The 11,925-nt window shown below is 59.4% G+C and carries 7 protein-coding genes; 3 read left to right on the top strand and 4 right to left on the bottom strand.

Features of this window, described 5'->3' with window-relative positions:
• Positions 1-48 precede the first annotated feature (48 nt).
• The 4 genes from GO988_RS04365 to GO988_RS04350 all read right to left on the bottom strand — a co-directional run bounded on the left by GO988_RS04365 (position 49) and on the right by GO988_RS04350 (position 6,772).
• Entirely contained in the window at positions 49-1,497 is a 1,449-nt protein-coding gene (locus GO988_RS04365) for a RagB/SusD family nutrient uptake outer membrane protein (protein ID WP_157562281.1), read from the bottom strand.
• A gap of 99 nt (positions 1,498-1,596) precedes the next feature.
• A complete protein-coding gene (locus GO988_RS04360; RefSeq protein ID WP_157562280.1) occupies positions 1,597-4,746 on the bottom strand; it encodes a SusC/RagA family TonB-linked outer membrane protein in 3,150 nt (1,049 codons plus the stop codon).
• Positions 4,747-5,586: 840 nt separating this feature from the next.
• Positions 5,587-6,192: a carboxypeptidase-like regulatory domain-containing protein gene (locus GO988_RS04355; RefSeq protein ID WP_157562279.1), complete on the bottom strand. Its 606-nt coding sequence runs from the start codon at positions 6,190-6,192 to the stop codon at positions 5,587-5,589.
• Positions 6,193-6,346: 154 nt separating this feature from the next.
• Entirely contained in the window at positions 6,347-6,772 is a 426-nt protein-coding gene (locus GO988_RS04350) for a hypothetical protein (protein ID WP_157562278.1), read from the bottom strand.
• 175 nt (positions 6,773-6,947) lie between these two features.
• On the opposite strand from GO988_RS04350, the gene GO988_RS04345 reads away from it, so the two are divergent.
• The 3 genes from GO988_RS04345 to GO988_RS04335 all read left to right on the top strand — a co-directional run bounded on the left by GO988_RS04345 (position 6,948) and on the right by GO988_RS04335 (position 11,894).
• A complete protein-coding gene (locus GO988_RS04345) occupies positions 6,948-7,178 on the top strand; it encodes a hypothetical protein (protein ID WP_157562277.1) in 231 nt (76 codons plus the stop codon).
• Between the two features lie 151 nt (positions 7,179-7,329).
• Positions 7,330-8,526, top strand: a complete 1,197-nt coding sequence (locus GO988_RS04340; RefSeq protein WP_157562276.1) for an efflux RND transporter periplasmic adaptor subunit — start codon at positions 7,330-7,332, stop codon at positions 8,524-8,526.
• Between the two features lie 137 nt (positions 8,527-8,663).
• Positions 8,664-11,894 (top strand): efflux RND transporter permease subunit, encoded by a 3,231-nt coding sequence (locus GO988_RS04335; protein WP_157562275.1) that lies wholly within the window; start codon positions 8,664-8,666, stop codon positions 11,892-11,894.
• Positions 11,895-11,925 lie beyond the last annotated feature (31 nt).

Genomic DNA, 11,925 nt, shown 5'->3' with positions numbered 1-11,925 from the left:
AGCCTACTGCATAGCTCCTACCCATTAGCCACCAGCCCTGGCCACCGGTTACAGCAGCTTATTGCTTGAAATCTCAGCGTTCGGAATCGGGAAAATATACTCGGGCTGGCTCGGCGTGATGGATGGCGCCGTGCCCTTGGCCGGAATCGTGAGCAGGTTGCGCAGCAGGTCGTTCGAGCGGAAGCCCTCGCCGAGCAGCTCGATGCGGCGCTCGACCCAGATGGCGCTCGTGAGCGCCGAGGCCGTGGCCACCGACGCGGCCGGCAGCGTGTAGGTCGCGTCCGAACGCTGGTGCACGGCGGTGAGGATGGCGGCGGCCGTGGTCAGGTCGGGGGTAGCTTGGCGGGTAAGCGCCTCGGCGTAGTTCAGCAGCACCTCGGCGTAGCGGACGACCGGCACGTAGTCGAGGTACGGGTTGGCCGTGCGGTACTTGGCTAGGTAAACGGTAGTGCCCGAGGTGCGCAGCATGGTACGGCGCGCGTCGGTGGTGCGCCAGGCGGCGTTGCCCAGAATACCGGTCGGGTTCAGGTTATACTCCTGGTTGATGTTGTACTCGTAGCCCAGCGAGTTCTGGCCACTCACGTTGTCGAGCGTCGTCATGGGCATCGACAAGATGGATTCGGTGGTGGCGTAATCGGTGCTGAATACGGTGTTGACGTTGGCTTGCAGTTGGTGCGCTACCCCCGTGGTGGCGCGGTAGGGCGCGGTGGCCGACACTATTTTCTGGGCCTCGGTCACCACGTCGGCGTAGCGGCCCATGTTCAAGTACACCCTGGTTTTGAGCGCGATAGCCGTGTTGCGGTGGGCGCGGGTGGTATTCAGCAGGGCCGTCGAATACGTGAGGGGTAGGGCTGTTTCCGCCTCGTTCAGGTCCTTTAAAATCTGGGTGTAGACCGCAGCCACGGTGCTGCGCGCCAGGTCGTTGTTGGCGGTCGTGGTTTCGCCCGTCAGGCGCAGCGGCACGCCCGACGAGGCGCCCGCGTCTTTCACGTACGGCTGGCCATAGAAGGTGATGAGCGCGAAGTAGCTCAGGGCCCGCACAAATTTGGCCTCGCCCGTGTACTGCGCGGCCGTGGCCGCCGGCACTACGTTGGGGTTGGCGGCCAGGCCATCAATCACGAGGTTAGCCGAGTTGATGGCCGCGTAGGCGGTGCTCCAAGTGGTGAGCGCGTCGTTGGACCCCGAGTTGATGGTGTGGTTCCAGGCGTCGTAGCCGGTAAACACGTTTTGGAGGCGGTTGATGAATTCTTCGCCCCGAATGTCGCTCAGCATGGGGTAGCGCCCGCCGTAGAAACTGCCGTTTTTGAGGCCGGCGTACATGCCGTTCACTTGGCCCAGCACGCGGTCGGGCGTGTTGAACAGCAGGCTGCCTTGCAGCGACGTTTTCGGAACAGGGTTGAGTAGTTCTTTCTCTTTGCAAGCCGTGGTGGCCAGGCTTAGGGCTAAGCCCAAGCTAGCCGCAAAGAGCAAACGGTTGGAAAATAAACGTGTGCGCATGTATAGTGTAGCGGTTAATGAAGACCTATTTACTATGGTGCAGTGGTACTGCCTCACGAAGACGCCGGGCTCCTCCCCTTGCGGAAGCCGCCCGCCGCCTTAAAAGCCCACGTTCACGCCCAGCGTGAAGGTGCGGCCTTGCGGAATGGAATTTTTATCGACCCCCGGCGTCGTATTGGTGTTGCCGTTCGAGGAAATGTCGGGGTCGGTACCGGTGTATTTCGTGATGAGGAAGGCATTGAACACCTGCGAGTACACGCGCACCGAGCTGATACCCGACTTGCCAAACATGCCCAGCGGCAGGCGGTAGCCAATGCCCGCCGACTGCAAGCGCAGAAAATCAGCCTTTTCGACGTTGGCCGAAATCGGGAACGACGAGCCGTTGGAGAGCAGGTCGCCATATACCACGCGCGGAATGTCCGTCACCTGGCCGGGAGTAGTCCAACGGTCAAGCACCTCGGTCGTGTTGTTCCAGAAGCGCTGGTCGCGCCAGGTAGCCTTGCTGCCGTTCATCACGTAGTTGCCGCCCGAGTACACGAAGTTCACCGTCAGGTCGAAATTGCCGTACTTCAGGGTGTTGTTGAAGCCGCCGTACCAGGTGGGTAAGGCATTGCCCAGCAGCTGGTAGTCCGACACGCTAATGGCCGCGGCCGTGCGGCCGTCGAGGTACGTCCAGCGGCTCTGGCCCGACGGCACGGCGTGGTTGTACTGCACCTGTTCGCCCTTGGCGTTGATGAAAATGCGCTGGCCATTGGCCGGATTCACGCCGTTGGTGCGGGCGCCGTAGAGGCTGCCCACCGAGTAGCCTACCCGGGTAATATTGGTGGTTTCGGAGCTGGTGCTAGTGGTGCCGACTATCTCGCTGCCCGCGCCGTACAGCTCCGTTACCATGTTTTTGTTGGTCGTGTAGTTCAGGTTGGATGTCCAGCTGAACTTGCCGCTGTTAACCAAGTTGGCCGTGATGCCCGCCTCAAACCCGCGGTTGTACATCGCGCCCACATTTTGCAGAATCGCGTTGTTGGGAATCCCCTTAGAAGGCGTCTGCGGCACGTTCAGAATCAGCTGGTCTACGTTGTTGCGGTAATAGGTCAGGTCGAGCTGCACGCGGTCGTTAAACAAGCCGATGTCGGCGCCCACGTTGGTTTGCTTGCTGGTTTCCCAGCCCAGGTCGGGGTTGCCACCCTGGGCAAACACCCAGGTAGCCACGCCGGCATACAAGGCTGAATTATACAGCGATAGCGAACCGTAGGGGTTGGGCAAGTTGCCGTTGCCCACCTTGCCCCAGCTGGCGCGCAGCTTTAAGTTGGTGACGACGTCGGCCAGCGCCGAGTTCTTGTAAAAGCTTTCCTGCGACAGCGCCCAGCCGCCCGATACGCCGCCAAACGTGCCGTACTTTTTGCCCGTGCCCAGTGCCGAATTGCCATCGCGCCGCACGTTCACGGTCAGGAAGTAGCGCTTGTCAAAATCATACGTAAAACGCGCAAACCCCGAGGCAAACGCCCGCTCGCTGAGCGCGCTGGTAACGGGCACAATGTTGGAATAGCTGCCCTCAAACGTGTCGAAAAATGAGTCCGACACCTGCGAGCGGGTAGCGCCCCACAGCGAGTTGTTGAACTTCTGCACGTCGTAGCCCACCAGCAGGCTCAGCGCGTGTTTAGTGCCGAGCGTGCGCTGGTACGTCAGCGTGTTCGTCACGTTCCAGTTATCGGCCAGCACGCTGCTATTAGTGGCATTGCCGCTGCCAAAGCCCGGCCCGTGCACGGCGCTCTGGAAGTTGGCGTTCTCAATCTTAAGGCGGTCGATGCCGTAGTTCAACCGGTATTCCAAGCCCTTAAAGGGCGTGACGCCCACCGAAAAAGTGGTGATAATCCGGTCGTTCTCCGAGGTGTACTTGTTCAAATCCAGCAGGGGCACCGGGTTGTAGAAGTTGCTGGCCACTGTGTTGTTGCCCATGCCCAGCGTGTTGGCAGTGCTTAGGTTGTAGCTGCCATCGGGGTTGATGGCGTACACGTTGGGAGCCGACAGCCAGGCGAGCCGCGCCGAACCTACCAGGCCAAACGCGTTGCCCTCCAGCGAGCCCGTATTGGGCGAGGCGTTCAGGCTGTTGTTGTAGTTGGCATTAGCTGACAAACTCAGCCAGGGCGTGAGCTGGTGGCTGAGGTTGAAGCGCACGCCTTTGCGGGTGAACTCGTTGGTTTTCAGAATGCCCTTCTGGTCGGAGTAGTTGGCCGAGAGGTAGTATTTCGTCGTTTCGGAGCCGCCCGACACGCTCAGGCTGTGGTTTTGCGACACGCCGGTTTGGTACACCTGGTCGTACCAATTGGTATCCACCAGCGAGCCATCGGCGTTGTAAGTCGGAAAAAAAGAAGCCGATGGCACGGTCGAGTTATTCTCGTTGCCCGACGAAATTTTGGCGTTCAGCACGGCCTCGTTCTTAATGAGCATAAACTGCTCGGCATTCAGCATTTTGGGCAGGCGCACGGCGTTGGTGATGCCCGTCCAGCCCTCGTAGGTCACGCGTGCCTTGCCATTTTTGCCATTTTTAGTGGTAATCAGGATAACACCGGCCGCCGCCCGCGAGCCGTAGATGGCCGTCGAAGCCGCGTCTTTCAGCACATCTATCGACTCAATATCGGCCGGATTGATGTCGCCCAGCGGGTTGTTGGCCACCGTGGTATTAGCCGACAAATTGCCCGTATTAATCGGAATGCCATCGACCACAATGAGGGGGTAGGAGCTGAGGGAGATGGAGTTAACTCCCCGAATACGGATAACTGGCGCGTTGTTAAGCACGCCGTTGGGCTGGCCAATGCTTACGCCGGTGGCCTTGCCGGCCAGGCCCTGGTCGAAGCTTTGCACCGGCAAATCCTTCACCACATCGCCCGATACCCGGGCCGCCGAACCGGTGAATTCGGCCTTAGTTTGGGTGCCGTAGCCTACTACCACCACATCGTCGAGCTGCTTGGCGTCGGTAGCCAGGGTCACGCTCAGGGTAGAGCGGCCACCTACCGCCACTTCCTGGGTAGCATAGCCCACAAACGAGAACACCAAGCGGCTATCGGGGGGGCAGGCAAGGCTGAAGGAACCATCGCCGCCGGTGGCTGTGCCCAGGGTGGTGCCTTTTACTAGCACCGTTACGCCGGGTATACCCATTTTACTATCATCCAACACTTTACCTTTAACTGTCGTTTGGGCCATGGCTTGCGCTAAAGCCAGCCATGCCACTAGAAGCAATAGTAGTTTTTTCATGTATGTGAACGGGGTTGATGGACGAGTAATGGCAGTTGGGGCAGGGCCGTACGGTGCCTGGCAGCCCCGAAAAGGGTAGCCTGAGCAAAGACTCAAGTCGAATTATTTCGTTATTTTTTAGGATTAAAACAACGACAAGTGCGCATAGCGGTGCCCCGGCCCTGCTAAAAGCAGGTGGCAAACATGTAGCTACGGGCCATACTGATGCTTCTAGAAGCATCGCCTAGCTAACAGCTAAGCGCGACCAACAGCAGTGCTAAAAACGGGCTGGCGGAGCGGAGCCTGGCTTGCGAAGCAGCCAGCCCAGGTCGCCCAGGGGTGAAGAGAGGGATGCGGCCGACAGCTGGGTGGGAACCAGGTCGGTAAGCAGCGGAGGAAGCAGCCGGGGTGGGACTCCGTCATTGGCTAGGCTGGTGAAAACCAGAGGGTAGCCAGATGGGCTGATTCAGTACGATGGGTTAGAACGGTAAACGTTACAAAGCCAATCCTTACTCAACTTAAAAAAACAAGTGAAAACTGCAAATAATACTGAGCAGCTTTCTATATCGTTTCCCAATCTTACGACTGCATCGGGAAGATTGCAAACTTTTCTCAAAAAAAGTTTAACAATTATTCATGTTGGGCTCACTTTCGCTTCATTGTCTAAGTAGTAGACGCTTAGTTTATGGCAGCATTTTACGGTCGTGCCTAGCAGCCCTACCCCCGCCGCGGCGGGTAGGTGCGCACTGCGGCCACCTACCACCGCTCATTAACATCAAACCCTTGGCGCTGATTACCTACTGTAATCAGCGCCAAGGGTTTGATGTTAATGAGCGGTGGTAGGTGCAGCTAGCTACGGGCCTAGCGGCGCTTTTTGCGCATCTTGTCTTTGCCGGGGGTAGGCAGCAGCGTCACGGTCAGGGGCTGGCCATCGTGGCACTTCACTACTTCGTCTTCGTAGCCGCCATACCCAAAAATGAACGTGTTTTCGCCCGAGGGCACTTCTAACGAGTAGCTGCCATTGGCGTCAGTGCTGGTGCCTTTAGTGCTGCCTTGCAACATAATGGTGGCACCCACCAGCGGTTGGCCGGCTTCGTCAAGTACTCGGCCAGCCTGAGTGCGGGTGGCAGGCGGCGCGAGCGCTACGGGCTGCGTGGCCGCCTGCGCCCGAACCAGCGGGGTAGCAGCGGGCGGGGCAACTACTTTTTTGGCCGGTGCAGGGGCCACACGCGGCGGCACCTTACTTGCTTTGGGCTTGCCGGTTTGCTTTAGGGATATTTTACGGGCTGGGATGGCCGCCGTAGTCAGCCCAGTGCCCGTGCTTGCTACCGGCGCGGCCGCGTGGCTACTGCTGGCTAGCCCGGCCGCTAGCAGTAGCCACGCGGCTAGTAGCACCCGCTGGCTACTTGTAGAGTAGCTGGCTACTGCCAGCGCGGCAGGCATACGCGAAGTAGAAAGAGGGTTCATAAAAGCAGAAAAGTCCGCGGCCGGGCAGTAGGCGCTGGGCGGGCGGGCGCAAATTACGCCGCTAACTGCATTCAGCCAAAAGCCCCTTGGGCGGCTTAGCTCGCGGGCTAAGCCGCCCAAGGGGCTTCTAGGGAATTAAGCGCAGGGAGGACTACTAATTACGCACTTCGGCGGGGCCATCGGCAGCGTCGGAGCCCAACTCTTGCTCGTGCATCCGGATGCCGGGGCCAAGCTCGTAGCTACCCTCCACGGCAAAGCCAGGGCCTTGGCCAGGGTCGCTATCGGAGTGGTTATTACCACCTTGGGGTTCGCCTTCGCCGCCGCCAATGTGCAGATTTTGCAGTTGGTCTTTCTGCTCGCTGTTTTGCGTGTAGCCGTTGGCGCCCATGTTGCGGTGCGCGCTGGCATCGTCGCTGTTTTTATTGTTGCTCTGGTCGCGCTGGTAGTCGCGCTGCTTTTCGAGCTCTTCATTGCCAGCGCCCACTTTGTTGGTGGGGTTCTGGTTGGCTGGCTCCTGCTTTTGGCCGGTGGCGTTGGCCTGGTCGGCGTCTTGGTCAAATAACTCGTCGCTGAGAATCATAATACAGAGGTGGGATGTTATACGGGACTACGGGGCCGGCCCACTAGTAGCAGCCGGCCTACACCAGCCTTTGCGCGGGCCAGCTACTCGTTGTACGCGCGTGCCGCCCCGAAGTTGAGCCGCGACGGGTGGTTCAGCTTTTTCTTTGTCTTTTATTTTCCCTTGCCCTACCCCCATGGATTTCGCCAAGCTCTACCGCCCTACCCGCTTCAATTCGTGGCAGTTCATTGCCTTCACGGGCTTGATAATGAGCGGCGGCGCCGAGTTGATTTTGCGCTTTTTGGTGGCGCGGCCGCTACCAGTGGGCTACGGCTGGCTGTATGTGTGCTGGGCCGCGCTGTTTGTGGTGGGGTCGCTCGTTAACCTATTTGGCAAGCCAGCCTCGGCCGGCCATCACCACCATTAAAGCGGCGAGAGGCGCGGCAATTGGCAGCAGGGATTGGGTATGATTTAACCATGAACCTGCCATCGGACGTATAGCGGCTTCTGCCGGGAAAGTTAGCTCCTCTGCATACCCAGTGCGAGCTAACCTGCCCCCGCCAAGCAGCTTTACTATTATGAGCAATTATTTGCCAAGCTTCGCCGCCGCGCTCCTGGCGCTAGTGAGCGTCGCCGCCTGCAATTCCAACAAGAAAGAGGGCGCCGCTGGCAAAGGCGGCGGGAAGGATAAGGACGACCCCAAGGTAGTGAAGGACTACCCCGTGCTGGTGGTGCGCCCCGACACCGTGACGCTCTACCAAGACTACCCGGCTACCATCCAAGGCCAGCAAAATGTCGAAATCCGGCCCAAGGTTGATGGCTACGTCGAGTCCATTTACGTGGATGAGGGCGCCAGCGTGAAGAAGGGCCAGCGGCTCTTTCACATCAGTGCGCCGCAGTACGAGCAAGATGTGCGCACGGCGCGCGCCGGCATCAAAACGGCCGAAGCCGACGTGAACACCGCCCGCATGGGCGTGGCCAAGGTAGAGCCGCTAGTGGCGCGCAACATCATCAGTAAGTACGAGTTGGAGGGCGCACGCTACACGCTGCAATCAAAGCTGGCTGCCTTGGCGCAGGCGCGCGCCACGCTCGCCAATGCCCTCACCAACCTGGGCTACACCGACCTTACAAGCCCGGTGAATGGCATTGTGGGTTCAATTCCGAATAAAATAGGTAGCCTAGTAAGCAGTACTTCCACCGACCCGCTTACCACGGTGTCGAGCACCGGCAATGTGTACGCTTATTTTTCGCTCAGCGAAAAGGCGTTGCTGGACTTCACGCGTCGCCGCCCCGGCAATACCCTGCAAGACAAGCTGGCCAAGGTGCCCGACGTGCGCCTCGTGCTAGCCGATGGCACGCTCTACTCCTCCCCCGGCCGCGTCGAAACCGCCATTGGCCAGGTGAATACCGAAACTGGCGCCAGCAGCTTCCGCGCCATTTTCCCCAATCCGCAGGGGCTGCTGCGCAGTGGGGGTAGTGGCTCGGTGCGCACGCTGCGCCCCATGGAAAACGCTTTGCTTATCCCGCAAAGTGCTACGTATGAGCTACAAGGCAAGCGCTTTGCCTACGTGGTGGGCCGCGACAGTGCCAACCAGCCGGCCGCCCACGCCGTCGATATTACCGTCACGCCTACCCCCGATGGTGGCTCGTTTGTGGTGCAAAAAGGCCTGAAAGCAGGCCAGCAAGTGGTGGTTGAAGGCATCAGCGGGCTGAAGGAGGGAACGAAAATCCGCCCGAAAGTGGTGAAGCAAGCCAAGACCGAGATGGCGGGGTAGCGCCTTCTGCCGGTACGAGCGCCGCGCGGCAATCGCATCAGCCCGTGATTGCTCGCGCTACACGCCCTGTTTACCTAGCTCGTTCTGGTGCGATTGCCGCGCGGCGCTCGTACTGACAAAATCCTCTTTATACCCTTATGCTAAAAGTATTCATCGAGCGCCCCGTGCTCTCCACCGTCATCTCCGTTATCCTGGTGCTGCTGGGGGTGCTGGGGCTGGTGTCGCTGCCCATTGCGCAGTACCCCGATATTTCGCCGCCCACGGTGCAGGTATCGGCCAGCTACGCGGGCGCCAACGCCGACGTAGTGCTCAAAAGCGTGCTGGTGCCGCTAGAAGAGCAGATAAACGGCGTGGAAGGCATGACCTACATGACCTCCACGGCTACCAACGACGGCGCGGGCACTATCCAGGTGTATTTTAACGTGGGCACCGACCCCGACCAAGCCGCCGTAGACGTGCAAAACCGGGTAGCCAGCGCCACTAGCCTGCTGCCGCAGGAGGTAACATTGGCCGGCGTAACGGTGCGTAAGCAGCAGAGCAGCAACCTGTTGATATTTGCACTCTACAGCGACAACCCCGCCTACGACCAAACATTTCTGCAGAATTACGCCCAGATTAACATCGTGCCCCAGATTAAGCGGGTAACGGGGGTAGGCAACTCCAACGCGTTTGGCTCGCGCGACTACGCCATGCGCATTTGGCTTAAGCCCGATGTGATGGCCATTTATGGCCTCACGCCCAGCGACATATCGGCTGCGCTGGCCGACCAAAACGTGGAGGCTGCGCCCGGCAAATTCGGCGAAAACTCCGACCAAAGCTTTCAATACGTCATCAAGTACACCGGCAAGCTGCTCTCTGAGCAGCAGTTCGGCGACATCGTGCTCAAGGGCACGGCCCAGGGCCAGCTTTTGCGCCTCAAAGACGTGGCCCGCATCGAACTGGGCGCGCAGGCTTACAACAGCAACAGCGCCACCTTCGGCAAGCCGTCGGTGGGCATTTCGGTCAACCAAACGCCGGGCTCCAACGCCCGCGACGTTATCGAGAAATCTATTGCGGTGCTAGCCGAGGCCGAGAAGTCTTTTCCGGCCGGCATTCACTACACCAACCTGGTGAACATCAACGACTTTCTGGACGCATCGATTGATAAAGTAATCCATACCCTGATAGAATGCTTTGCGCTGGTATTCTTGGTAATCTTTATTTTCCTCCAAGATTTTCGCTCCACCATCATCCACGGCGTGTCGGTGCCGGTGTCGATTATCGGCACGTTTTTCTTCCTTAAAGTTTTTGGCTTTAGCATCAACCTACTGACGCTCTTTGCATTGGTGCTGGCCATTGGGATTGTGGTCGATGATGCTATTGTGGTGGTCGAGGCCGTGCACGCCAAGCTCGAAGGCGGCTATACTTCGCCGCGCAAGGCCGCTATCGACGCCATGAGCGAGATAACCGGCGCTATTCTCAGCATCACGCTCGTGATGTCGGCGGTGTTCCTACCCGTCACCTTCCTCACGGGCTCGACGGGCGTGTTCTACCGGCAGTTCGGCATCACGCTGGCCATCGCCATCCTGATTTCCGCCGTGAACGCCCTCACGCTGTGCCCGGCCCTGGCCGCGCTGTTCCTGAAGCCACCGCACCACGAGGAAGACAAGAAAGCCGAGAAAAAGACCTTTATGCAGCGCTTCAGCGTGGGCTTTAATGCGGCTTACGATGCGCTGGTGGGCAAATACACGCGGGCGGTGCAGTTCTTAATGGCGCGCAAGTGGCTGGCTTTGATAGGGGTAGCGGGCTTCGGCGTGGGGCTGTACGTGCTCATGACGAGCACCCCGAGCAGCTTCGTGCCGAACGAGGACATGGGCACCATTTTCGTGAACGTGACCCTACCCCCCGCCTCCACCCTAGAGCGCACCACGGCCGTGAATACGGAAGTTGATAGCCTGGTGCGCACCATTCCGGCGGTGCGGGGCACGTTGCGCATCACGGGCCAGAACTTCCTGGCCGGCAGCGGCAGCGCCTACGGCATGGTGATTGTGCGCCTCAAGCCCTGGGACCAACGCAAGGATATGAACAACGAGCAGGTTATCACGAAGATAAACCAGCTCACGGCGCACATCCGGGCCGGCGATATTCGGTGCTTGTCGCAGCCTACCATCACGGGTTTTGGGCAAACGGGCGGCTTCACGTTTCAGCTGCAAGACCGCGGCGGGCACACGACGGCCGAGTTCTACAAGGTGGCGCAGGACTTCCTGGCCGCGCTCAGCCAGCGGCCCGAGATTCAGTACGCCACTACGGCCTTCAACCCCGGCTTTCCGCAGTACCAGCTGACGGTGAACGTGCCCAAGGTGAAAGAAGCTGGCCTGACTACGGCCAACATCTTGAATGCGATGCAGGTGTATTACGGCGGCTCGTACGCTTCCAACTTCAACGAGTTTGGCAAGCAGTACCGCGTAATGATTCAAGCCGATACCGCTTACCGGGCCAACCCCGAGGGCCTGAGCAAAATATTTGTGCGCACCACTACCGGCGCCATGGCGCCCATCACCGAGTTTGTGACCCTCAAGCGCATTTATGGGCCCGAAACGCTCTCGCGCTTCAACCTCTTCACCTCTATCTCGGTCAACGGCTCGCCCAACGCTACTACTAGCTCGGGCCAGGCGCTGGTGGCCGTGCAGGAGGTAGCGGCCCAGAAGCTACCAGCCGGCTACGGCTTCGAGTTTTCGGGCATCAGCCGCGAAGAGCAGAACAGCGGGCGGCAGTCGCTCTACGTGTTTGCCCTGTCGCTGATATTCGTGTACCTGCTGCTGAGTGCGCAGTACGAGAGCTACTTGTTGCCCTTTGCGGTGTTGTTTTCGATTCCGATTGGCCTGTGCGGCACGTACTTGTTTGCCAAGATTTTCGGCATCGACAACAACATCTACCTCCAGATTTCGGTGATTATGCTCATCGGCTTGCTGGCCAAAAACGCAATTCTGATTATCGAGTTTTCGCTGGCCCGGCGCCGCGACCACGGCCTCAGCATCGTAGACGCGGCCCTCGAAGGCGCCAAGGCCCGCCTGCGGCCGATTCTGATGACCTCGTTCGCTTTCATTTTTGGGCTGATGCCACTGCTGTTTGCCAGCGGCGCGGGCGGCAACGGCAACCGCAGCATCGGGGCGGGCGCTATTGGCGGCATGGTGTTTGGCACGCTCATCGGGGTGTTCTTTATTCCGGTGCTCTTCATGATTTTTGAAGGGTTGCAGGAACGCATAAGCGGCCCCCCTAAAACGCAGGAACAACTCGAAAAAGAAGAGGTGGAAGGGGGCCCACCCGCCCCGCCCGAGGGCGAGAAAAAGCCCGAAGACAAGCGCGAGCCCGAGCCCGCCGTGGCGTAGCAGCTCGGCCGGGGCCCTACCCCACCCCGCC

The sequence above is a fragment of the Hymenobacter ginkgonis genome (assembly GCF_009755225.1).
Taxonomy (GTDB): Bacteria; Bacteroidota; Bacteroidia; order Cytophagales; family Hymenobacteraceae; genus Hymenobacter; species Hymenobacter ginkgonis.
This window is presented reverse-complemented; position numbering and strand designations above follow the sequence as displayed.

Bases quoted from the DNA above. Each gene is read 5' to 3' on its own strand.
- GO988_RS04360 (WP_157562280.1), bottom strand. From the start codon at position 4,746: ATGAAAAAACTACTATTGCTTCTAGTGGCATGGCTGGCTTTAGCGCAA.
- GO988_RS04340 (WP_157562276.1), top strand. From the start codon at position 7,330: ATGAGCAATTATTTGCCAAGCTTCGCCGCCGCGCTCCTGGCGCTAGTG.
- GO988_RS04350 (WP_157562278.1), bottom strand. From the start codon at position 6,772: ATGATTCTCAGCGACGAGTTATTTGACCAAGACGCCGACCAGGCCAAC.
- GO988_RS04365 (WP_157562281.1), bottom strand. From the start codon at position 1,497: ATGCGCACACGTTTATTTTCCAACCGTTTGCTCTTTGCGGCTAGCTTG.
- GO988_RS04355 (WP_157562279.1), bottom strand. From the start codon at position 6,192: ATGAACCCTCTTTCTACTTCGCGTATGCCTGCCGCGCTGGCAGTAGCC.
- GO988_RS04335 (WP_157562275.1), top strand. From the start codon at position 8,664: ATGCTAAAAGTATTCATCGAGCGCCCCGTGCTCTCCACCGTCATCTCC.
- GO988_RS04345 (WP_157562277.1), top strand. From the start codon at position 6,948: ATGGATTTCGCCAAGCTCTACCGCCCTACCCGCTTCAATTCGTGGCAG.